The following is a 22,278-nucleotide window of genomic DNA, read 5'->3' as shown; positions in this document are numbered from 1 at the left end:
GTGTATATGAGGGATTCCGGGCCGAGTTCCGTCCGCCGGGTACTGAAGGGACCGCGGAGGGATATGTGGTCCGATTCCTGTCGCCTGGAGGATCTGGCCTTTCTACATCGGGGATTCACCGAGTACGCGCACCAGCTGGACTTGGGCGAACGATGGGCCGGGCGCTGGACGACGAGGTGGAAGTTCGGGCGGGACGCTGCCGCCACGTACTCGGTGCGCGACCTCAATGAGGTGGATGTTTCACGCACGGTGCCGGTACGTCGGTTCACTTGGCGGACCGACCAGCATCACCGGCCAGGGCTCGAGTACATGGTGTCGACGCGTAGGCATCACGGTTTTGAGAGCTTCGAGGAGGAGTGTCTCCTCCTGGTCGCCGACTTCGCGGCCGGGCTGCGTGAGGGGCTCTCGCAGCCGTTCCGGCTTCGTTTCTACGCGGGTGGCAAGCGGGTGGATCACACGCCGGACTACCTGCTGCTCACCGACTCCGGTCCGTTCGTTATCGATGTGCGGCCGGCTGGTCGGGTTCGTCCCGAGGACGAGCTGAAGTTCGCCGCGACGTTCGAGGCCGCGCTGGCCGCTGGATGGCGCTACGGCGTGGTGACCGGCTGGCGTCGGCACGTGTGGGAAACGGTGGACGCGTTCTCCGCCGAGCGCCGGCCGTTGACCAATGTGCTCGACATGCAGGGCCAGCTGCGTGCGGCCGCCTCCCAAGGACCGCTTCCGTTGGGGGACTTGGTCGAGCGGTGCTCCATTCCCGCCATGGGCAGGGCCCATGCCCTGCACTTGCTGTGGCGTAAAGAGCTCGGTGCGGACCTCTCCGTGCCGTACGGGGACGCGAGCCTGATCCGACTCGCTCCCGTAGAACTTCGCGGGGTGCGGTCGTGAGCAATGGGACGGCATCGACATGGGTGCTGGAGCCTGGCACCGAGCTGATCATCGATGGTGAGGTGTGGCGGGTCGAGACGTGTCTGCCGCATCTGGGCCGCGTGACACTGATCGGCGACGAGGGCGCGCCGTGGAAAGTGCAGCTGAGCGAGCTGATCCACCGCCCCGGTTGCCGACCATCCTCCCGGACCCGCAAGGATCTCCCGGCTGCCAGCCGGGGCCGCCAGCCGAAGTCGATGGCAGACCTCCTGCCGGTTCAGCAACAACACGTGATGCGGCGGTTGGAGCACATCCGGGAGGTCGAGACCGGCTACCGCAGTGGTGATCCAGACGCCGCGCTGCCGCACGAGCCTCTCCCGCAGTACGACACGGAGACCACGACGCTGACGCAGCGCCGCAAGGCGAAGGAGGCCGAGCTGCGCAGGGCGAGGGCCATGGATCCTGCGCTGGCGAAGTCGCTGGCCCTGCACAAGGTGAGCGCGCGGACGCTGGTGCGCTGGGACACGGCGCGGCGCAAGCTCGGGCCAATCGGCCTCTCGGACGACCGGTGGCTGCGGGAGGCGACCGGGCACCGGATCACCCCGGAGGTGCGCGAGGCGCTGTTCGCCGTACGTGACGAGGGCCTGCGGCGGGCGAAGCTGACGGCACGGGACCGCGAGCGCCTCATCCACCAGTACGTACGGGAGGTTTTCGGCGAGCAGACCAAGGTTCCCAGCTATGACGTGCTACGCCAGGTGTGGCAGGACTGGTTCGGCTCCAGCGGCGGCCGGCAGCGCTACGCACGCTCGGCGGCCATGGCGCAGAAGTACGCGACGGGCCGGCACGTGGTGGTGCACCGGCCCGGGCAGGTGGTGGCCCTGGACACCACCGTGCTGCCCGTGAAGGTACTGGAAGACGTGTTCGGCGATCCCGTCTCCGTACATCTCACGCTGGCACTCGACGTGTACACGCATTCGATCGTGGCGTTCCGACTCAGCCTGGTCTCCGACTCCTCGATCGACGTGGCGATGGTGCTGCGGGACATGACAATGCCGCTGCCCATGCGCCCGGACTGGGGCGAGGACATGCAGTGGGCCTACCCGGGCATCCCAGGCACGGTGGTGGCAGACTTCGCCGGGTACGAGGTGGCCGGGCTGCCGTTCTTCGCCCCGGAAACGGTCACCACCGACCACGGCTCCGTCTACCGCAACCACCACCTGGTCGAGGTTCAGCGGGTCCTCGGCGCAAACATCAAGCCGAGCCGGGTGCTGCGCCCCACCGACAAGAAGGCTGTGGAGCGCGCGTTCGGCGCCATCCGGTCGCTACTGTTCGCTCTCCTGCTCGGCTATCAGGGCGTGGACACTGCCGACCGCGGCGTCGACCCGGAGGCTGACGCCTGCCTGACTGTGGCGGAGATGGAGCACATCATCGCCACCTGGATCGTGGGGATCTGGCAGAACCGTCGCTTCGACTCCTACGCGCCAAGCTGGGACCCAGGCGGCGACCACAGCCCGAATAGCCTGTTCGCCGCCTCCATGATGCAAGGAGGCTTCGCCTTGCGGATCCCCTCGCCCGAGCTGTACTACCAGCTCCTGCCCAGCCATCAGGTCATGATCCATGGCAAGCGCGGCGTGAAGATCAAGAACCTGTGGTACGACGGCGAGGCCCTGGACCCGTACCGCGGGGAGCTCTCCCGGCGCGGCGGCAAAGCCAAGAACCGCTACGTCATCCGCCGGGACCCGCGTGATCCGTGTTTCGTGTTCTTCCAGGATCCACTGACGCACGACTGGCATACCTTGCGCTGGGTGGGTCTGCCCGAGGAAGGGCAGTTCCCTGCTTTCAGCGATGCCCGCGTCCGCGAGGCGATGCGTGAACTGCGCAAGCGCGGGCTGGCGCCGAAGTCGGACAGGGAGCTCCTGCCGGCCCTCCTCGAGGTGATCGGCGGGAAGATCCCCGTCGAGCAGTGGCCGACTCAACTGACGAAGAAGCAGCGCACCGAGCACGCCCGCGAAGTGACGCAGGCCGCGGCAGCCGCGGCCGACCGTCCCGCCGACGCCACCGCGGCCCAGCCGGCGCCCGCCGCCGTGCCTGCGGCGCGCACGGGCTCGGACGACGGCAAGGTCGTCCCGCTGCGCTGGCGTGAGCGTGCCGAGCAAAGTCAGGACGCGGTCACCAACGAGCGTCGACGACGCCGTGAAGTCGCCGTCCCCGAACGCCCGACCCCGCCACCACAGGACCTGTCAGAGCGGCTGCGCGCCACCAGTCTGCTGGCCCTGCCCGACGACGACTTCGACGACGACACAGACGAGACCAGTGCGGCGGCAGCCGAGGAAGAGGTCAGCCAGTGAATCCCCCGTACGACGGTCCGTCGTTCCTCCCTGGCCCGCCCATCGACCGCACTACTTGGGAGGGCTGGCGGAGCTGGTGCGCGACCCGCAATGTCTTCGTCCCCGCGCCCGTGCTGACGGCAACTGAGTTCGCCCTCAAGTCAAAGCGCCAGCAGCGCCTTTACAACCTGCACCGGCTCGCCACCCACAGCAGTCTGCCCATTGACGTGACTCCGATGAGCGAGGGCGTCGCCGACGCTGTCCTGGCCCGCGTCGAGGACGGCGCGTTCAGCCACAAGGCCGGCACACGCGGCGGCGTCATGGTCAACGGCGACGGGGCCCAGGGCAAGACGGAGACGGTGTGCGAGGCATTGGCCGTCTTCGAAGAGACGTGGATGGCCCTGAACAACTACATGAATCCGGATGCCATGGCCGGTACTCGCGACCTGGTCGCGCCCGTCGCCTACGTACGCTGCCCGGTCAAGGCCACCCCGATCTCCACCTGCCAGCGCATCCTCGACTTCTACGGCGAGGACTACAAGGGCATGCGTCTGGAGGATCTGGTACGCACCGTCAAGACGGCCATCGTCGAGCACGCCACAAGGGCGCTCGTCATCGACGACATCACCCGCCTCAAACTCCACCGGGAAGCCGACCAGGATGTCCTCGACCTGATCCGCGAAATGATGAGCATGCCCGTCACGCTGATTCTCGTCGGTGTCGGCATCCCCACATCCGGCCTGCTGCGCGAGGGCCGTCGCGACCCGAAGACCCTGGAATGGATCTACCAGCCGATCAAGGACCGCGGCCGCAGCCCGAACGATCACGCCGCTGGCCAGCACGAGCGGCGCTTCCAGATCGTGGACCTCGACCCGTTCCGCTACACGGACGGACCGGAGATGGCCGCCTGGCTGGATCATCTGGCCCGCTTGGAGGGGCACCTGCGGTTGCTGAACGACACCGAGGGGATGCTGACCGGCGGCGACATGCCCGAGTACCTGTTCCACCGCACCGGCGGCGTGGTCGGCGTACTGGAGAAGCTCATCCAGCACGGCTGCCGACGGGCCATCGAGGACAAGAGCGAACGGCTGACGAAGGAGCTGTTCAACCAGTTCACCGTCACCCCCGGCGACATGCCCGACCTGGACGCGGAGTCCGGCGAGCAGCCCAAGATCCCGCCGCACAAGCCGACCGATGGGAAAAGGAAGCCGAAGGGCCGCAACACCGTCTTCGATGACGACGGACCCGCCGCGGCCGGCGAAGCGGGCTGACGGAGGTGGCAGCCCGGCCGCTGGCCCGCGCTCTCAGCCCGCTCCCCGAGGAATCGCTACCCGGCCTGCTTCTGCGGTTGGCGTACCGCATGGGACGCTCGCCAGCCAGGGTTGCGCACCTGTGCGGACTGGTCCATCGTCAAAATCGGCTCCCAGGCGAGTACCTCTTCTCGCTGCCCGCGGAGCGGGTCGGGCCGTTTGCCACGGCCACCCGCTTGAACGTTGAGGAGGCCAACGCCCTGACGCTGTCGTCCTTTGCTGCCGTCTACCCGCCCCTGGCATCGGTGCGGATGGGCGGCAGCCGCAACACCACAGCCGCGCGAAAGTCGTGGGCTGTCAGCATTTCCAGCCGATACTGCGCCGCCTGTCTTTCAGGGGACGGAAGTCCCATCCAAACTCTTTATGGCGGCCCCTGGAAATTGCGCTGGCATCTTCCCATCTCATACGCCTGCGTCGCGCACCGCACCTTGCTCTCCCATGCGTGCCCGAGTTGTCGGGGTACACCGAATCAGCCAACAAATACAGAGCGCCAAGGGCTGATCACGCAACGCACCACGAGCGGGTTGCACCCGGCCCAATGTCGGCGCCTCATGCCTGATATTCACGGCGCTCCGGCCGCTCACTGCGCTGCCCGCCTGGACCACGATCACCGGGCCGAGCTCATGCCCCAGGCTGACCTGTCGCTGCTGCTTGCTCTCCAGCGTCGCATTGATCAGCGTCTGATGCTTGGTCAATCTGACGCCGATGTGGGCCAGCCCGCCTCGGATCCCTACTTCTTTCCCGATCTCATCGTCGCTGCACATCTCATCCGGCTCAGCTGGCCGGACGGTGCGCGATACGCGTCCTCAACGTCGATGGCTGACTTGATCGACCGCCACGTCTCCTCCACTGTCGCTCGCCGCCGCACCCCTGAGCCCGACGGGCGCACGCCCATCGCCTGGGATGCCCCCGAGGACCCAGCCGAGTGCGCGGCGGTGCTCGTTGCCGCCGACAGCCTCCTCGGTCACGAGGAGCGCGAAGACGCCGGAGTGACCGATCGCGTCCGGCCGCTCGCTGCGTCCGCGTTCAGCCGTAATCCGGCCAGCATCGGCGCCTCCTTGCGACGCATGGACGTCTCCTCATCGATGGCACGTGCCCTGCTGTGCCACGACCAGGGGTTCTACCGTGCCGGTGGCCACCGGCACGCACGACAGAGCCTTCCCTCACGCGAGAGCCGCTTCCGGATCGAGCATGTGCCGGCTCTCCTACCGCATGAGTGGCTCTCCGCTCACTTCGACGACCTGTTGTCCCGCTGGGTGCACCTCACCCAATGCAAGGTGCGGCACCTGCGGCGCGTTTCAGCACTCAAGCTCGCGGAGATGAGCGGTGGCGGCACCTGGCCTGACTACGCGAAGACCCTCGGCATCCCGTGGAACACCGCACAGCAGTCCCTCAAAGTCATCAGGCAGGAGTTGAATTCACGGGTCCTGTGGCGGGACTTCGAACGGTCCGTCGAAAGCGTGGCCAGCCAATTGGACCGGGACACGGATCGTGTTCCCTACGGGCGACGCCGGGAACTTCTTTCGTCCTGGCACGTTCCTGCTTGCGACTGGGCCGAAATGTACCGCGGCCTCGAGCGGTTCCGCCAGGGGACCACCTCTCCCACCCGGGCCACCGCGACCGTGCTGATCTGGGCTCAGGTCACCCAGGGCGATCACCTTCACAGCCCCGTGCTCGGCGCCTTGAAGGAATCAGGCTGCAGCACCCAGCGTTTGGTCGGGTCGATCAACCAGCTCCGTACCCCAGCCAACCGCAAGGGCAGCAAGCGCGAGCTCCTGCGCCGTCTCGAAACGTACTCTGACCTCCTTTCCGCCGCCTGCGACCGGCCGGCTGCCGCGCTACAGAATGGCAGCCTCGAAATCCAGGCAGCCGCTGCCCACCTGCTGGACATGCATCCGCCGCGCTGCACTGACACGACGCACAATCTCCCCTTCTGTTGAACGCGCCGGCGGTCAGCCAACGACGCCACCACGACCGGCGCCCATTCCCGAAGCCCAGCAGATCTCATCGGTTGCCGTGTCGAGCCTCCAACGGCCGAGCGCTCCCACCGTGACGAGCCGGTCGAGCAGCATGGCCACGGCCACGGAGGAGAGACCTGCCGCACGGGTCAGGTGAGCGACTTCGATGCTGCCCCGACCCTGATCATCAGTATGCGCGGCAACCTGCAGCGCCATCAGGCGAGCAACGGCTCGCTGCCGCCGGACCGTCGCACGCCAGGTCTGACGCAGGGCCCAGTCGGCCGCCTTGGCACGAGCCCGACGGCCGGGAACCTGTGCTCCCGTTCGCCCGCGAGGCGTGGCGGGATCTTCAGTACGTCGACGAAGGCGTCGTCCGCTTCGACCATGAGCCACGGATCGAGGCCGACTTCCTCCTTCTCGACGAGGCCCAGGACACGAAATTCATGCATGCGAGTGAATGTGTAGCCGTTCCGTGGAGGCGAGTGCGGATGGGCTGGTCCTTTAGGCGTTAGGGCCTCAGGCCGCACGGAGCGGCTCGGGGTTCGGTCGAGGCGCAGGATGCGGCGACGGTGCGGGAGGGCGGAGGGTCGTGATGGAGGACACCGGCGGAAGAGCGCTTCCGCGCAGCTTGTCACCGTTGGAGGGCGAATCTCTGCCCGGCTATGTCCTGCGTCTGGCTCACCGGCTGCACCGGTCACCTGCCCGGATCGGCTACCTCACAGGTCTGATCCCGCCCCGGCGCGACCGCTCCGAAGCTGCGCAGCAGTACTACCTTCCGGGGCGCCAGCTGGTTGCACTGGACCCGCTCACCTTGGAGCGGTTCGCCGCTGTCGCTCGCCTTACTCCTGAGGAGGCCGCAGCCCTCGGAATGGCCACTCTTGAAGCTGCCTACCCGCCTCTGGCCCGCGTGACCGGGCGGGGCGACGGACGCGTGCGTCAACTCTCGTGGTCGCTGATGACGTCGAGCAGGTTCTGCCCAATGTGCCTTATCGGTGATCGCAGCCCCATCCAACGTGCCCATGGCGGCGCGTGGCAGCAGCGATGGCATTTGCCAGTGATCTTCGCCTGCACCCGGCATCAACGTCTACTCGAATCTGACTGCCCAAAGTGCCGTCGTTCTGTGAGTAGTTCGAGCAAGGAAAGGGGGCAGACAGCGAGCTTCGTTCTGTATCCCCAGAACGAAGCTATGCATCCCAGTCAATGCCGCAACAAAGACACGGAGGTAGTCTCGCGGCGTTCAGTTGCCCTGTGCGGTGCCAATCTCTCCGGGCATCGCGCCGCTCCTGCAGCTCCGTCATCCGCCGAACTGGCAGCTTGCCTCGCTTTCCAGCGACGCATCGAGCGGCGCCTAGAAGACACAAGTGAGAGCCCCGAATTTTTTGAAGATCTGATCACGATTGCTCAGCTCATCAAGTTGTCCTGGCCGAAGGCACTGGAACTTGCACGGATGCCCACTGGAATGAGCGGCGCCCTCGATCTCCACATGGAAGGCATCCATCGGAAGCTGACGGAGAAAGTATCTGCCAATTTGAATGGCGCTGAGCTCACCAGCCCGCCCCACGAAGCAATTTCCTGTGCGGCACTCCTGTTGCAGGCAGAGAGATTGCGTTCTGCCGACACCCAGCCCGAGCTGTACCTTACGATGCAGACGCTAGCTGACAGGGCCTTTCAGCAGCACAACCGCCGATTTCTCGCGCTGATCGACAACTCAAAAATCTCTGCACCTCTCGCGCGTGCCCTGGCACCCCAACGCCAAGGATTCCTCACCCGAAGGACGCGACGGTCGAACGACAGGCTCCTAGTTCCCACATTTGATGGTCAGTTCACCACCGCACAGGTGCCCCAGATCATTCCGCTCGACTGGTATCACCACCACCTGCAGGACTTCACGGAACAACTCACCGTGACCTCTCGAAACAACGCAACTTTTGTGCGTCGTGCAGCCTCACTCAAGCTCGTTCAGATGGTTTCAGGGAATACAGTAGACGAGTGCTCACGCATACTGGAAATTCCGGTGAGTGTTGCGAAATCTACCCTCGCTCAACTTCGACAGCGTTGCCCAGAAAAGACTTGGGGGAAATTCCAGGAGGCGATGGAGGAAATCGCGCACGAGCTAGAACAGATGCCAATTCGTATCGACTTCCGGCGCCGACGGCAGCATTTAGCCGATTGGGAGATCTCCGATGACGTCTGGCTGGATCTGACTCGGGACCTACCTCTTGTTACTGACGAGCCACGCCACCGAAAAGCAGGCTCAGTGATCGTGTGGACGTGCGTCACGGAAGGCGATCGCCTCTTCTGTCCACTGGTGCGAACTGGAGGTACCGGCGAACGGCGTGCAGACGCCCGCATAGTTCTCAGGCAGACACACGCGTATTTCGGCAAGAACGGCACAGGTGAATACGTCGGCCTGCGCCGCCGGCTCCACCAGTTCGCCGAGCAGATCGCCGCGCGATGCGATGCGGATGCGTCTGAGCCTGGAGCCACCCGAGACGCTCACCCTGGATAGAGCGGGTGTGTTCAGCGGGCTCACCGTACAGACCCTGCCCCCCCGTAGGCGCCTACTCCTTCGTCTCGAGCAGTACGCCTCGCTGCTGTCCGAAGCCTGCGGCCAAGGCGAGGAGCTATCCGTCGACATGAACGCCAGAGTCACAAGAGAAGTGGTCACGCACGCCGTAGCGACTCCCAACCCGCCTCACTAAAGCTGCAGGTCGGAGCCTTGCTCCATCGATCCTCGGGGATTTCACATCCTGAAGCTGCATATTACGCTCAGTGCCAACTATCCCGTTTTTGTGCCAACTAAAATGCCTCGTCACACGGACCTAGCGGCGGACGCGGGGCATGCCCAGGCCGATCCAGGAGATGATCTCGCGCTGGATCTCGTTGTTGCCGCCGCCGAAGGTGAAGATGACGGCCGAGCGGTAGCCGCGTTCGAGTTCGCCGTGGAGGACGGCGCCGGCCGAGCCCTCCTTGAGGGCGCCCGCCGAGCCGACGACCTCCATGAGGGCCGCGTAGGCGTCGCGGCGGGCCTCGGAGCCGTACACCTTGACGGCGGAGGCGTCCTGGGGGGTGAGGGTGCCGTGCTGGACGGCGTTCACCATCTGCCAGTTGAGGAGCTTCATCGCGTCGAGGCGGGCGTGGGTGCGGGCCAGGGTGCGGCGGACCCAGGGGAGGTCGATGACGCGGCGGCCGTCGGACAGGAGGGTGTCGGCGGCCCAGCGCTGGACGTCGTGGAGGGCGCGGATCGCCATGGTGCCGTGGGCGGCGAGGGTGACGCGTTCGTGGTTGAGCTGGTTGGTGATGAGCCGCCAGCCCTTGTTCTCCTCGCCGACGCGGCGGGAGACGGGGACGCGGACGTCGTCGTAGTAGCTCGCGGTGGTGTCGTGCGAGGCGAGCGTGTTGATGATCGTGCAGGAGTAGCCGGGGTCGCTCGTCGGCACGAGGAGCATGGTGATGCCCTTGTGCGGCGGGGCGTCGGGGTCCGTGCGGACGGCGAGCCAGACCCAGTCGGCGGTGTCGCCGTTCGTCGTCCAGATCTTCTGGCCGTTGACGACGTAGGTGTCCCCCCCGAGGACCGCGCGGGTCTTCAGGGCAGCCAGGTCGGTGCCCGCGTCCGGCTCGCTGTAGCCGATGGCGAAGTCGATCTCGCCGGAGAGGATCCGGGGCAGGAAGTACGCCTTCTGCTCGTCCGTGCCGTACTGCATGATCGTCGGGCCGACGGTGTTCAGCGCCATCAGCGGCAGCGGCACTCCGGCCTGTGCTGCCTCGTCGAAGAAGATGAACTGTTCCATGGGGGTGAGCCCGCGCCCGCCGTACTCCGTGGGCCAGCCCACCCCGAGCCAGCCGTCCGTGCCGAGGCGCCGCACGGTCTCGCGGTAGAAGCGCTTCTGGGCGGCCGGGTCCCCGTAGCGGGTGTGGACGTCGTCCGGGACCAGCTCGGCGAAGTACGCCCGCAGCTCGGCGCGCAGGCTGTTCTGTGCGGGCGTGTACTCGAGGTGCATGGCGTCCTCCCGTGGCGGCGTCCGGTGGCGACCTGTGGCGTCCTCGTGCGGTGCGACGCGCGACGGCGGACACGGTAGAACGTGTTCCACAAATGCGGAAGCCTCGGGACGCCTCCAGGACGCCCGGGGCCCCGGTTCGGTACGGCGACCGATCCGGGGCCCGTGAGAGGGGATGAGCGAGCGAACCGGCCCGAAGGCCGGACAGGTCCTACGGCAGGAGCTCGTCCATGGAGGTACGCCGCCCCTTCTTCGCCATGCGGGCCTCCGCCCAGGCGAGGGTCTTCTCGTTCACGTCACGGCCGGAAGCGAGGACCAGGTCCTCCGCCGTGATCTCGCCCTCCGAACCGGCGTGCAGCATCTTGTCGGGCGTCGGGCGTTCCCCCATGGACGTCTTGTCGGGCTCAGCGTTCATGCCGCCTCCTACGTGTTCGTCCGGCACTCGCCATTCTCGTGTCCGCTCCCCGTGCGCGCATCCGGGGCCGCCGCCGGAGGGCCGGTTCCGGGGCCCCGGTGGCGGTGACCGCGTGTCGGCGGGGTGTCGGCGGCGTGTCGACAGGGCCCGGGAACGTGGGGGCCGAACCCGTACGAACCGAGGAGTCGACCATGTCCCTGCCCCTGCACCGCCTCCTGGTGACCGCCGTCCGCCCGGTGACCCCGCGCATGCGGCGGGTCACCCTCGGCGGCCCGAGCCTCGACGGCTTCGCCCTCGCGGGCCCCGACCAGCAGGTGAAGCTGTTCTTCCCGAGGCCGGGCCAGGCCGAGCCGGTCCTGCCCGAGCCCGGGTCCGACGGCGACGCGATGCGCTGGTACGGGGCCTACGCGGCGCTCCCGGAGACCGTGCGCCCGTGGATGCGGAGCTATACCCTCCGGGAGAACGACCCGGCGGCCGGAACCGTCGACGTGGACTTCTTCCTCCACGGGGAGGACGGGGAGGACGGGGACACCGGCCCCGCGACGCGCTGGGCGCGGTCGGCGCGGCCCGGGGACGCGCTGGGCATGTTCGGGCCGTCGGCGGCGTTCGCGGTGCCCGTCGATCCGGGCGCGGGCGACTGGACGCTGCTGTACGCCGACGCCTGCGCGCTCCCGGCGCTCGCCACGGTCGTCGCCGCGCTGCCGCCGGGGCACCGGGCCCTCGCGTACGTCCAGCTGCCCGACGCGGCCGAGGAGCAGCCGCTCCCGACGGCCGGCGACCTGACCGTACGCCACCTGCGCGACGGCGAATCGCCGGCCGAGGCCGTGCGGGCGGACACCCTGCCGGTCGGTCGCCCGTACGCCTGGCTGGCGGGCGAGGCCTCGGCGGTGCGCGGGCTGCGGCGGCACCTCGTCGAGGAGCGGGGCGTCGACCGGCGGTCGGTGCACTTCACCGGGTACTGGCGCCGCCGCCTCACCCAGGACGACGCGCCGACCCCGGAGGACCTGGCCGAGGCGCGCGAACGCCTGTCACTGGGCGGGGCCTGACCCCCGGACCAGGGCGGCGGCCGCCCTGAGGGAGAGGCCCGCGCCCTCCGCGTACCCACGGCCGTACACCTCGGGGGACAGGGCCGCGCGGAGCACCTCCTCGGCGCGGGCACGGATCGCGGCCTCGGTCTCCGGGGTGAAGGGGCGGAAGCCGCCGCCCGTGTCATGGCCGGCATGGGTGTCGTACGCGCCGAGGAGCCGGGCCCCCGTCTCGGCGTCGCCCGGCGCGCCGCGTCCGCCCCGGGCCCAGGCGGCGGTCCCGAACTGGGCGACGACGAGGTACGGGGCGACCAGGTGGGCGAGGGTCTCGATGTCCACGACGGCCCGCGCGAGGCGGGACAGGGCACGGTCGTGGGCGCCGTCGAGGCAGTCCAGCCACGCCCACGCCCCGCCGGCGAGACCCCAGAAGAGCGCCGGGGTGACGTCCCCGAACTCCTCCTCCAGGAGGGAGAGCTGAGCGCGGGCGAGGCCGGTGCGCCCGGTGTTGCCGTAGTGCTGGGCGAGCAGCAGCCGGGCGGCACCGGCGGCGTCGGCGCCCCACTGCCCGGCCTCGTCGGCGGCCTCGGTCAGGAGCCGCTCGGCCGCCGCGTCCCCCTCCGGGCGGATCCTGAGCCGTACGGCCGCGAGGCGGGCCGTGAACACCGGCACCTGGGAGCGCGCGCCCACGCGGGCGGCGGCCTCGGTGGCCCCTTCGAAGTCGGCGGCGGCCTCGGCGAGCCGGCCCTCGCGCTCGTACGCCTCGCCCCGGGCGGCGAGGGACTCCGCGATCCCCCACGAGTCGCCCGCGGTCTCGAAGAGGGCGAGCGCCTCGGCGGCGTCGGCGCCCCGGCCGATGAGCTTGGCCCGCATGAGGAGCGCGAAACCCAGGTCCCAGCCGGTGCCGTGGGCGCGGCCGGCGTCGACGATCAGCGTCAGGGTCTCGTCGAGGTCGGTGAGCTCGCCGGTCATGAGCCGGGCGAAGTACCACATCGTGCCCGGCTGGCGGCAGGTCTGCGGGAGGCCGGGGCGGTACGCGGCGACCAGGGCGGCGAGCCGGGCGCGGGTCTCGGGCCGTTCCAGGGCGGTGGCGCCCTCGCCGCCCTCGGTCGCGAGGGCGTACAGCCGGCCGCCGCGCCGGGCCTCCCACAGCCGCTCGCCGGTCCACGGCGGCGGCACGTCCACGCAGCGGCCTTCCAGCGGCCCGGCGGGGCGGACGGGCTCCTGGAAGGGGTCGGGGCCGAGGCGGCCGACCTCGGCGGCCCAGGTGCGGGAGTCGACCTGGTGGTTGCGGAGCTGCCAGAACCAGCTGAGCACGTGGACGAGGCAGAGCGCCTCCTGCTCGTCGCCGAGCGCCACGGCCGTCCGCAGGGCGCCGCGCAGGTTGTCGTGCTCCCGCTCGAAGCGGGCGAGGGCGACGAGCTGGTCGGGACCGCGCAGTTCCGGGTCGGTCCGGCGGGCGAGCTCCCGGTAGTACGTGAGGTGCCGCCGCTCGACCGCGGCCCGCTCCCCGGCCTCGTCAAGCCGCTCCCCCGCGTACTCGGCCACGGTCTCCAGGAGCCGGAAGCGCATCCCGCCGCCGTCGTCGGGCGCGGCCACCACGAGCGACTTGTCGACGAGGGCACCGAGCAGATCCAGGACATCCAGGACGTCGAAGGCCGGTACGCCGGCGCGCGGCGCCTCGGGCACGCCGCTGCCCGGGACATCCCGCACGGCCGGAGTGTCGGCGCGCGGATCATCCCGTACGGCCGACACGTAGACGCCCGGGACAACCGCCACGGCCGGAGCGTCAGCGCCCGCGGCATCCCCCACGGCCGACGCCTCGCCGCGCGGATCATCCCGCACGGCCGGCGCGCCGGCGCCCGGGACGACCGCCACGGCCGGAATGTCGGCGTCCGGAGCATCCCGCACGGCCGGCGCCTCGGCGCCCAGGGCATCCCCCGCGCCCGGAACCTCGGCGCCCGGCGTTTCGCGCGCCGCCGCGCACACCGCCTCCACCGCCCTCAGGTCGCACCCGCCCGTGAAGACCGCGAGCCGTCGCAGGACCGCGCGTTCGGGATCGTCGAGGAGGTCCCACGACCAGTCCACCACCGCCCGCAGGGTCTGCTGGCGCGGCAGTACCGTCCGCGCGCCCGAGGTCAGCAGGCGGAAGCGGTCGTCGAGCCGGTCGGCGATCTGGCGCACCGACAGCATCCGCAGCCGCGCGGCCGCCAGTTCGATCGCCAGGGGCAGCCCGTCGAGCCGGCGGCAGATCTCCCGCGCCGCCTCCGGGTCCTGCTCCACCGCGAAGCCAGGCCGCGCGGCCGCGCCCCGCTCCCCGAGGAGCCGGAGCGCCATGTCCATGGGCAGCGGGCCCAGCGGGCGTACCTCCTCCCCCGGCACGCCCAGGGGCTCGCGGCTCGTGGCGAGGACGGTCACGCCCGGGCAGCGCGTGAGGAGCGCCTGCGCGAGCTCCGCCGCCTCGGCGACGACGTGCTCGCAGTTGTCGAGGACCAGGAGCATCCGGCGCCCGGCGCAGTGCTCGACGTGCGCCGCGAACCGGTTCTTCGGGTCGGCCGCGGCGACGGGCGGCGTGTGCCAGAGCTGGGTCTCGCGGGCCCCGAGCGCGGTGAGGACGGCGGCGGCGACCGTGGACTCCTCGCGTACGGAGGCGAGTTCGGCGAGGTGGACGGGCCCCTCGTACGTGCCGGCCGCCTCCAGGGCGAGCCGCGTCTTGCCGACGCCGCCCGGTCCGGTGAGGGTGACGAGCCGTCGCCCGTGCCAGGCGGCGGCGAGCGAGCCGAGTTCGTCGGCCCGGCCGATGAAGGAGGTCAGGCGGGCGGGGAGGCCGGGCGGCCGCTCCGGCCCCACGGGGCGGTCCTCGCTGAGGAGTTCGGCGTGCAGGGAGCGCAGCTCGGGACCGGGGTCGGTGCCGAGGCGGTCCGCGAGGGCCGCGCGTACCTCCTCGTACGCCGCGAGGGCCTCGGCGGGCCGTCCGGCCGCGCGCAGGGCGCGGATCCGGAGGGCCTGGAGGGGTTCGTCGAGGGGCTGTCCGGCGGCGAGCGCGGCGAGGGGCGCGAGCACGGCGTCGGCGCGGCCGAGGGCCAGGTCGGCGGCGAGCCGGTCGCGCCGCGCCTGGGCGTGCCGTCGCTCGACCCGTACGACCAGGGGGTCGGTGTCCCGGCCGGGCAGGTCCGCGAGGGCGGGGCCGCGCCAGAGCTCCAGGGCCTCGTCGAGGAGCGCGGCGGCCCGTCCGGGGTGGCCGGCGGCGAGGGCGGCGGCTCCTTCGGCGGCGAGCCGTTCGAAGAGGTGCAGGTCGACGGAGTCCGGGTCGGCGGCCAGCCGGTAGCCGCCGGGGGCGGAGACGACGGCCTCGCGGCCGAGGGCCCGGCGCAGGCGGCCGACGAGGGCCTGGAGCGCCGCCGTACGGTCCTGGTCGTCGGCCGGGTCGTCGTCGGCCCAGATCTGGTCGATCAGCGCCCCGGGGCCGACCGCGCGCCCGCCGGCCGCGGCGAGCGCGGTGAGGAGGGCCCGGAGCCTGGCACCGCTCAGGACGGCCTCCGTCCCGTCGTCGGTACGGAGGGCCTGGCAGGGACCGAGAACGCGGTAGGGCGGCTGCACCGGCCCATTCTGCCTCGGCGCGGTGGCGGTGGTGCGACGCGCCCGGCGTCCGTCCGGGACGGACCGTGATGCGACGCGCCCGGGGTCCGTCCGGGACGGCGAACTCGCGCCACGCCGTGTCACCGCCATGGCGTCGGCGGGGTGCTGGTTCGACAATGGGGAGGATGACCGATGACGACCCGCGTACGCGCAGTGGCGAGATCGGGCCCGCCGAGTGGCTCGCCATGAACCGGACCGGCAGCTTCGACTGGGATCTCGACACGGGCACCATCGATGTCGACGAGTCCGGGCTGCTGGTCTTCGGCGTGGCCCCGGGCGCCTTCGACGGCCGGCCGGCGTCGATCGTGGCGCGTCTCGCCCCCGACGAGCGGGAGAAGCTGGAGGGCGTCGTACGGCAGGCCGTCAAGGGCGGCGCCGCCTCGTACACGGCGCACTTCCCGATCCCGCAGGCCGACGGATCACCCCACTGGACGCATGTGCAGGCGCGGATCCTGCGCTCGCCGGACGGCCGGGCCCGGCGGATCGTCGGCGTCGTGCGGGACACGACCGCCGAGGTCGCGCACTTCGCCTTCGTGCAGGAGCTGGAGAAGCGGCGCGAGGTCCAGACGAACATCGTCGAGCGGACGACGAACGCCCTGTCGCGGGCGGTGACCGTGGACGACGTGACGGCCGCCCTGACCGGTCCGGGCGGCCTCGCCCGGCTCGGCGCGGACGGTCTCGCGCTCGCCCTCGTGGAGAACGGCTCGCTCAACATCATCGCGCTCAGCGGCGAGTCCCTCGACGTGCTCAACGACTTCCGCAGCCGCCGGCTCGACCGGAAACTGCCGCTGGCCGAGGCGGTACTGAGCGGACGGCCCCGGTTCGTCTCCTCGTTCCCTTCGCTCGGGCGGGACTTCCCCGAGCTCGCCCCGTACCTGGCGCGCCTGCCGTTCCGGGCCGCGTGCTACCTCCCGCTGGTGGCGCAGGCGCGTTCGCTCGGCGGCATGGCGCTGTTCTACCGGGGCCGCACGTCGTTCAACGCCGACGAGCGCAACCTCGCGCTCGGGCTCGCCGCGATCGTCGCCCAGTCGCTCCAGCGGGCGATCCTCTTCGACGAGGAGCGGGAGTTGGCCACCGGGCTCCAGGCGACGATGCTGCCGCGCCGGATCCCGCAGTTCGCCGGCGGCGAGATCGCGGTCCGCTACCACGCGGCGTGGAGCGGACGGCAGGTCGGCGGCGACTGGTACGACGTCATCCCGCTGCCCCGCGGCCGGGTCGGGATCGTCGTCGGCGACGTGCAGGGCCACGACACGCACGCCGCCGCGATCATGGGGCAGCTGCGGATCGCCCTGCGCGCGTACGCCGGTGAGGGGCACGCCCCGTCGACCGTGCTCGCCCGTGCCTCCCGGTTCCTCGCCGAGCTGGACACCAACCGCTTCGCGACCTGCACCTACGCGCAGGTGGACCTGGCGAGCGGCACCCTGCGTGCCGTACGGGCCGGGCATCTCGGTCCGCTGATCCGGCACACCGACGGGCGGGTCGGACAGCCGAAGCTGCGGGGCGGGCTCCCGCTGGGTCTGGCGACGGTGTTCGGTGACGAGGAGTTCCCGGAGACGCGGCTCGACCTCGTGCCCGGCGAGACGCTGGTGCTCTGCACGGACGGGCTCGTCGAGCAGCCCGGCTCCGACATCGAGTCCGGTCTCGCCGCGCTCTCGGGCGCGATCAGCAGCGGGCCGCCGCAGGCGGAGGCGCTCGCCGACCACCTCTCCGAGCGGCTCTGGGAGCGGTGGGGCTCCGGGGACGACGTGGCGCTCCTGGTGCTGCGGCGCAGCCCGGACCCGGGCACGCCCCGGGCGCCGCGCATCCACCAGTACATCCACCAGGCCGACCCGCAGGGCCTCTCCGACGCGCGGGCGGCCGTCGGGCAGGCCCTGCGCGACTGGGGCATGCCGGAACTCGTCGACGACGCCGAGCTGTTGACGGGCGAGCTCCTCGTGAACGTGCTGCTGCACACCGAGGGCGGTGCGGTGCTGACCCTGGAGGTGCTGCCGGAGCCGGTGCGGCGGGTACGGCTCTCGGTGCAGGACCGGTCGAGCGCCTGGCCCCGGCGGCGTACCCCCGGCGAGGCCGCCACCTCGGGCCGGGGGCTGCTCCTGATCGACGCGCTGGCCTCGCGGTGGGGTGTGGAGCCGCGTGGCGAGGGCAAGGCGGTGTGGTGCGAGATCGGGCCCGCGCCGGTGGGTGCCGATTCCGCCGCCGGCGGTGGGTGAGGAGGTCGCCGTGGATCCCGTGGCCGCGCTGAACCGCATCGCGTTCCTCCTCGAACGCGGTCAGGCGCCCGGCTACAAGGCGCGCGCCTTCCGTACGGCCGCCACGGCCGTCGCCGCCCTGCCGGACGGCGAGGCGGCGCGGCGCGCGGCCGCCGGCACCCTGGAGTCGCTGAAGGGCGTCGGCCCGAAGACGGCGGCGGTGGTGCGCGAGGCCCTGGAGGGGCGGGTGCCGGAGTACCTGGCGCACCTGGAGGAGGAGTTGGAGGCCTCGCTCGGCCCGGCCGAGTCGGACGGTCACGGCGGCGAGGCGCTGCGGGCGGCCCTGCGCGGCGACTGTCATCTGCACTCGGACTGGTCCGACGGCGGCGCCACCATCGAGGACATGGGGCGTGCGGCGGCGGCGCTCGGCCACGAGTGGGCGGTCCTCACCGACCACTCGCCGCGGCTCACGGTGGCCCGGGGCCTGTCCGCCGAGCGGCTGCGGGAGCAACTGGACGTGGTGGCCCGGCTCAACGAGGAGTGGGCGCCGTTCCGGCTGCTCACCGGAATCGAGTGCGACATCCTGGACGACGGCTCGCTCGACCAGGAGCCGGAGCTCCTGGAGCGCCTGGACCTGGTGGTCGCCTCGGTCCACTCGAAGCTGCGGATGGACGCGCGGTCGATGACCCGCCGTCTCGAACGGGCCGTGCGCAACCCGCTGGTGGACGTGCTCGGTCACTGCACGGGACGGCTTGTGGCGGGCGGGCGGCTGCGGCCCGAGTCGGAGTTCGACGCGGAGCGCGTCTTCGCCGCGTGCGCCGAGTCGGGGACGGCCGTGGAGATCAACAGCCGCCCGGAGCGCCTCGATCCGCCGCGCCGGCTCCTGCGGGCGGCGGTCGCGGCCGGCACGTACTTCGCCGTCGACACCGATGCCCACGCGCCCGGTCAGCTGGAGTGGCAGATCCTGGGCTGCGCGCGGGCCGAGGAGTGCGGGGTCCCGCCGGACCGGGTGATCAACACCTGGCCGGCGGAACGGCTTTCGGAGTGGGCGGCGGGCTGACGGACGGCACGGCGTCGATGCGGGCGTGGGCCCGAGGCGCATCGGGCGCGCTGCCGGACCGGGGCGGGGCAAGCGCGCTGCCGGACCGGGCGGGTCAGGCGCGCTGCCAGACCGTGGTCGCGTTGCAGAACTCGCGGATGCCGTGGCCGGAGAGCTCCCGCCCGTATCCCGAGCGCTTGACGCCGCCGAAGGGCAGCGCCGGGTGCGAGGCCGTCATGCCGTTGACGAAGACGCCGCCCGCCTCCAGGTCGCGGACGAAGAACGCGACGTCCTCCTGGGAGCGCGTCCAGACGTTGGAACTCAGGCCGAACGGCGAGTCGTTGGCGACGGCCACGGCCTCCTCGATGTCGCGGACCGGGTAGACGGTGGCGACCGGGCCGAACGCCTCCTCGTGGTGGATCCGCATGTCCGGGGTGATGCCGGTGAGGACCGTGGGCCGGTAGTACCAGCCGCTCCGGAGCTCCGGTTCCTCCGGGCGCTGTCCGCCGCACAGGACGGCGGCGCCGCGCGCGACGGCGTCGTCGACGAGCGCCTCCACGTCGGCCCGGCCCTGCTCGGTGGCGAGGGGGCCGACGTCGGTGGACTCGTCGAGCGGGTCGCCGACGGTGAGGGCGTTCATGGCGGCGGTGAAGCGCTCCGAGAAGTCGTCGTACACGTCCTGGTGGACGATGAACCGCTTGGCGGCGATGCAGGACTGCCCGTTGTTCTGCACGCGCGCGGTGACGGCGGTCTTCACGGCTCCGACGATGTCGGCGGAGGGCATGACGATGTACGGGTCGCTGCCGCCGAGCTCCAGGACCGTCTTCTTCACCTCGTCGCCCGCGACGGCGGCGACGGCCCGGCCGGCCGGTTCGCTGCCGGTGAGGGTGGCCGCCACCACGCGGGGGTCCCGCAGCACAGCCTCGACGTCGCGGGAGCCGATGAGGAGGGTCTGGAAGCAGCCGTCGGGATAGCCGGCGCGGCGGAACAGGTCGCCGAGGTAGAGCGCGGTCCTCGGCACGTTGGAGGCGTGCTTGAGGAGGCCGGTGTTGCCCGCCATGAGCGCGGGCGCGGCGAAGCGGATCACCTGCCAGAGCGGGAAGTTCCACGGCATGACGGCGAGGATCGGGCCCAGGGGCCGGTAGTGGACCCGGGCCACGTCGGCGCCGGAGTCCTGGACGTCGCTCTCGGCCGGGTGCTCGTCGGCGAGCAGCCGCTCCGCGTTCTTGGCGTACCAGCGCATGGCCTTGGCGCACTTGGCGGCCTCCGCGCGCGCGGCGGCGATCGGCTTGCCCATCTCCGTGGTCATCGTGCGGGCGATGTCCTCGTTGTCCTCGTCGAGGAGGGTCGCGGCGACGCGCAGGAGGCGGGAGCGTTCGGCGAAGGGCGTCGTGCGGTACTGGCGGTACGCCTCGTGCGCGGCGGCGATGCGCCGCTCGACCTCCTCGGGCCCGTGGGCGTCGTAGATGCGCAGCGTCTCGCCGGTCGCCGGGTTCACGGTGGCGATGCCCATGACGTGTCTCCTCCTGCCATCGGCCCCCGCTTCCTGCCGTCGGCCCCCGTCCGTAACCTTCCGCTCTCCCGGGGGCGCGGCGCAACAGGGGTGACGCGGTGGGGTGACCCGTCCGGCACCCGGCCGGCACCCGTCCGGCACCCGTCCGGCACCCGTCCGCTCAGGTTCACTTCGGCGGCCCGCGCCGTCACGAGGACCGTGCGGGCGTGCCGCCGGCGTCGTAGCCGGCTGTCAGCCAGGTCAGGGCTCCCCTGAGGTGGGCTCTGAAGATCGGGGTCCCGTACGCCTCCGACGCGTGTCCCAGGGCGGTGAAGAAGACGCGGCCCCGGTCGATCCCCCGGCACCAGACCAGCGGGTGGTCGGCGCCGTGCGTGCCGCCCCGGTAGGTGGTCTCGTCGGCTCGGGCGAGGACCCGTACGGGACTGCCCGCGTCCCGGGGGTCCGAGGTGAAGTTGTACCACTCGTCCGTCCGGTCCCAGCGCTCCGGGAGCGGCGCGGTCGCCGGGTGGTCGCGGTCGTCGACGAGGACCGTGCCCGGCTGGATCTCCGGGTGGCCGTCGAAGCGGGTGCCGAGCAGTTCGCCGTAGAAGGGCCAGTCCGGTTCGGCGTTGGCGGCCGCGTGGACGGCGAGGAGGGAGCCGCCGCCCCGGAGGTAGGCCTCGAAGGCGGCGCGTCCCCCGGGCGTCAGGACGGTGCCGGTCGTGGAGAGGAGGACGACGGCGGCGCACCCCGCCAGGCGTTCCGGGGTGAAGGCCGCCGGGTCCTCGGTGACCTCGGCCGCCCGTCCGAGCTCCGCCGCCAGCTCGACGAGGGCGGTGGCGCCGGCGGGGATCGAGTCGTGGCGGTAGCCCGTCGTACGGGTGTAGATCAGGACGTCGGCGGTGGTCACGCGGTGGGCTCCAGGGCGGGGGGCGGGGTACGGGGTACGGGGTACGGGGCTGATGGGTCCTGCGAAAGGGCGAAAGGAGGGAGAAAGCGCTTTCCCCCTCACCCGCGACCGTAGCCAGCGAAAACCGCGCGCCGCAACCCCCTCCCCTCCCGCACACTGCACCGATGACGCCCCTTCACGATCATGCCCGGCAGGCCCTCGCACACGTCGCCGACCGCTCCGCCGGCACTCCGCTCGACCCGGGCCTGCGCGTCACCCTCACCTTCCATCCGTACTTCCTGGACCGGCTCGCGGACGACGGGGTCTACCGCTCCCAGTTCGTCACCGGTACGAGCAACGGCGGCCTCACCGCCCGCCCCGGCGGGGACCGCTGGCGCTGGGAGAGCCGCATCTTCGGCGGAGCGTACGACGCGGCCCCGGCGGACACCCGCCCGGTGTACGGCGCCCTCGACTTCCGCCGCCGCCCCTTCGGCGCCGCTCCCCGCTTCGGCTCCGCCCATCTGCGGCTCACGGCGGCCGCCGTGGCCCGCGCGAGCTTCTGCTACCCGGACAGTTTCCTGGAGCCGGAGGACTTCGGCGTCGCGTCCCGGATGCGGCTGATCGCCCTCGCCGAGGCCGACGAGAAGGACCCGCTCGACGACTACATCGAGGCGCAGGTCCACGGCCCCGTCGTGATCGGACGGGACGTGGAGGCGCTGGTTCTGGACCCGAGCCACCGGGGTACGGAGGTGGAGGAAGCGGCGCGGCGGCTGGCGTGTCCCGTGGAGTGGCACGGAGGATTCCGCGTCTCCGTCGACGAGCTGCGGCGGCACCCCGAATTCCGGGGGCCGGAGTACGTGGAGCTCGCGGCCCGGATCGCCGTCGACGGTGTGCTCGACCCGCGGATCGTGCAGGAGGCGGCGGGGTCGGGGCGGTACGACCAGCAGGACGTGAAGAAGGTCTGGCACTACCTGGCGCGGTTCGGGGCGCCGACGAGCTTCGGGGCTCCGACGAGCTGAACGCGCAGCCCGACCCGGGTGCCGTGAGCCGTACGCCACACAGCCATCCGATGCATTGGCGTATCGGATACATCTCTGTATCTTTTGGCGCGCCGTGCATCACTGCCGTGCACCACC

General features: G+C 71.2%; 16 protein-coding genes and 1 pseudogene. 10 read left to right on the top strand and 7 right to left on the bottom strand.

The window, feature by feature from the left end; all coding sequences use genetic code 11:
* Positions 1-63: 63 nt before the first annotated feature.
* The 5 genes and pseudogenes from ACZ7HT_RS30665 (at position 64) to ACZ7HT_RS30645 (ending at position 6,441) form a co-directional block, all read left to right on the top strand.
* On the top strand, positions 64-885 hold the full coding sequence (locus ACZ7HT_RS30665) for a TnsA-like heteromeric transposase endonuclease subunit (RefSeq protein ID WP_471171813.1): 822 nt from the start codon (positions 64-66) through the stop codon (positions 883-885).
* Positions 882-3,212, top strand: coding sequence for a transposase (locus tag ACZ7HT_RS30660; protein WP_471171811.1), 2,331 nt, complete (start codon positions 882-884; stop codon positions 3,210-3,212). The genes ACZ7HT_RS30665 and ACZ7HT_RS30660 overlap by 4 nt, the downstream gene beginning before the upstream one ends.
* Positions 3,209-4,462: an AAA family ATPase gene (locus ACZ7HT_RS30655; protein ID WP_471171810.1), complete on the top strand. Its 1,254-nt coding sequence runs from the start codon at positions 3,209-3,211 to the stop codon at positions 4,460-4,462. Before ACZ7HT_RS30660 ends, ACZ7HT_RS30655 begins: the two co-directional genes overlap by 4 nt.
* 5 nt (positions 4,463-4,467) lie before the next feature.
* A pseudogene (locus tag ACZ7HT_RS30650) lies at positions 4,468-4,923 on the top strand (TniQ family protein); the annotation flags it as partial.
* A gap of 129 nt (positions 4,924-5,052) precedes the next feature.
* Positions 5,053-6,441: a hypothetical protein gene (locus tag ACZ7HT_RS30645; RefSeq protein WP_471171854.1), complete on the top strand. Its 1,389-nt coding sequence runs from the start codon at positions 5,053-5,055 to the stop codon at positions 6,439-6,441.
* Between the two features lie 12 nt (positions 6,442-6,453).
* Here the strand turns inward: ACZ7HT_RS30645 and ACZ7HT_RS30640 are convergent, their stop codons facing one another.
* On the bottom strand, positions 6,454-6,675 hold the full coding sequence (locus tag ACZ7HT_RS30640) for a hypothetical protein (protein WP_471171809.1): 222 nt from the start codon (positions 6,673-6,675) through the stop codon (positions 6,454-6,456).
* The gene (locus ACZ7HT_RS30635) at positions 6,675-6,908 is read right to left on the bottom strand and encodes a hypothetical protein (protein WP_471171853.1); all 234 of its coding nucleotides are present in this window, start codon (positions 6,906-6,908) and stop codon (positions 6,675-6,677) included. The genes ACZ7HT_RS30640 and ACZ7HT_RS30635 overlap by 1 nt, the downstream gene beginning before the upstream one ends.
* 143 nt (positions 6,909-7,051) lie before the next feature.
* Between ACZ7HT_RS30635 and ACZ7HT_RS30630 the strand changes: the two genes are divergently transcribed.
* Positions 7,052-8,968, top strand: a complete 1,917-nt coding sequence (locus ACZ7HT_RS30630; RefSeq protein WP_471171808.1) for a TniQ family protein — start codon at positions 7,052-7,054, stop codon at positions 8,966-8,968.
* Between the two features lie 313 nt (positions 8,969-9,281).
* On the opposite strand, the gene ACZ7HT_RS30625 is transcribed toward ACZ7HT_RS30630, so the two are convergent.
* Both ACZ7HT_RS30625 and ACZ7HT_RS30620 read right to left on the bottom strand, forming a co-directional pair.
* A complete protein-coding gene (locus ACZ7HT_RS30625) occupies positions 9,282-10,460 on the bottom strand; it encodes an acyl-CoA dehydrogenase family protein (RefSeq protein WP_471171807.1) in 1,179 nt (392 codons plus the stop codon).
* A gap of 208 nt (positions 10,461-10,668) precedes the next feature.
* On the bottom strand, positions 10,669-10,872 hold the full coding sequence (locus ACZ7HT_RS30620) for a hypothetical protein (RefSeq protein ID WP_471171806.1): 204 nt from the start codon (positions 10,870-10,872) through the stop codon (positions 10,669-10,671).
* A gap of 191 nt (positions 10,873-11,063) precedes the next feature.
* Here ACZ7HT_RS30620 and ACZ7HT_RS30615 point away from each other — a divergent pair, with 191 nt between their 5' ends.
* Entirely contained in the window at positions 11,064-11,918 is an 855-nt protein-coding gene (locus ACZ7HT_RS30615) for a siderophore-interacting protein (RefSeq protein WP_471171805.1), read from the top strand.
* Here ACZ7HT_RS30615 and ACZ7HT_RS30610 read toward each other — a convergent pair.
* On the bottom strand, positions 11,901-15,494 hold the full coding sequence (locus ACZ7HT_RS30610; RefSeq protein WP_471171804.1) for an ATP-binding protein: 3,594 nt from the start codon (positions 15,492-15,494) through the stop codon (positions 11,901-11,903). The genes ACZ7HT_RS30615 and ACZ7HT_RS30610 overlap by 18 nt on opposite strands.
* Before the next feature lie 164 nt (positions 15,495-15,658).
* Between ACZ7HT_RS30610 and ACZ7HT_RS30605 the strand changes: the two genes are divergently transcribed.
* Entirely contained in the window at positions 15,659-17,743 is a 2,085-nt protein-coding gene (locus tag ACZ7HT_RS30605; RefSeq protein ID WP_471171802.1) for a SpoIIE family protein phosphatase, read from the top strand.
* A 10-nt stretch (positions 17,744-17,753) separates the two neighbouring features.
* Positions 17,754-18,782 carry a PHP domain-containing protein gene (locus ACZ7HT_RS30600; RefSeq protein WP_471171801.1) on the top strand — a complete coding sequence of 343 codons (1,029 nt, stop codon included), beginning with the start codon at positions 17,754-17,756 and terminating at the stop codon, positions 18,780-18,782.
* A 94-nt stretch (positions 18,783-18,876) separates the two neighbouring features.
* On the opposite strand, the gene ACZ7HT_RS30595 is transcribed toward ACZ7HT_RS30600, so the two are convergent.
* Together ACZ7HT_RS30595 and ACZ7HT_RS30590 are read right to left on the bottom strand one after the other, a co-directional pair.
* A complete protein-coding gene (locus ACZ7HT_RS30595; protein WP_471171800.1) occupies positions 18,877-20,274 on the bottom strand; it encodes an NADP-dependent succinic semialdehyde dehydrogenase in 1,398 nt (465 codons plus the stop codon).
* A 187-nt stretch (positions 20,275-20,461) separates the two neighbouring features.
* Positions 20,462-21,163: a ThuA domain-containing protein gene (locus ACZ7HT_RS30590; RefSeq protein WP_471171798.1), complete on the bottom strand. Its 702-nt coding sequence runs from the start codon at positions 21,161-21,163 to the stop codon at positions 20,462-20,464.
* 164 nt (positions 21,164-21,327) lie between these two features.
* On the opposite strand from ACZ7HT_RS30590, the gene ACZ7HT_RS30585 reads away from it, so the two are divergent.
* Complete coding sequence (locus ACZ7HT_RS30585; RefSeq protein ID WP_471171797.1) at positions 21,328-22,161, top strand: DUF3626 domain-containing protein; 834 nt, start codon at positions 21,328-21,330, stop codon at positions 22,159-22,161.
* The last annotated feature ends 117 nt before the right edge of the window (positions 22,162-22,278 follow it).

This window comes from Streptomyces sp. NPDC037410 (assembly GCF_055602235.1).
Note: the sequence above shows the minus strand (reverse complement) of the source record. Positions and strands in the feature narration are given on the sequence as shown.

Coding starts and splice junctions, on each gene's coding strand:
- ACZ7HT_RS30665 (WP_471171813.1), top strand. CDS start 64: ATGTGGTCCGATTCCTGTCGCCTGGAGGATCTGGCCTTTCTACATCGG.
- ACZ7HT_RS30645 (WP_471171854.1), top strand. CDS start 5,053: ATGCCTGATATTCACGGCGCTCCGGCCGCTCACTGCGCTGCCCGCCTG.
- ACZ7HT_RS30640 (WP_471171809.1), bottom strand. CDS start 6,675: ATGGCGCTGCAGGTTGCCGCGCATACTGATGATCAGGGTCGGGGCAGC.
- ACZ7HT_RS30635 (WP_471171853.1), bottom strand. CDS start 6,908: ATGCATGAATTTCGTGTCCTGGGCCTCGTCGAGAAGGAGGAAGTCGGC.
- ACZ7HT_RS30630 (WP_471171808.1), top strand. CDS start 7,052: ATGGAGGACACCGGCGGAAGAGCGCTTCCGCGCAGCTTGTCACCGTTG.
- ACZ7HT_RS30625 (WP_471171807.1), bottom strand. CDS start 10,460: ATGCACCTCGAGTACACGCCCGCACAGAACAGCCTGCGCGCCGAGCTG.
- ACZ7HT_RS30620 (WP_471171806.1), bottom strand. CDS start 10,872: ATGAACGCTGAGCCCGACAAGACGTCCATGGGGGAACGCCCGACGCCC.
- ACZ7HT_RS30615 (WP_471171805.1), top strand. CDS start 11,064: ATGTCCCTGCCCCTGCACCGCCTCCTGGTGACCGCCGTCCGCCCGGTG.
- ACZ7HT_RS30605 (WP_471171802.1), top strand. CDS start 15,659: ATGACCGATGACGACCCGCGTACGCGCAGTGGCGAGATCGGGCCCGCC.
- ACZ7HT_RS30595 (WP_471171800.1), bottom strand. CDS start 20,274: ATGGGCATCGCCACCGTGAACCCGGCGACCGGCGAGACGCTGCGCATC.
- ACZ7HT_RS30585 (WP_471171797.1), top strand. CDS start 21,328: ATGACGCCCCTTCACGATCATGCCCGGCAGGCCCTCGCACACGTCGCC.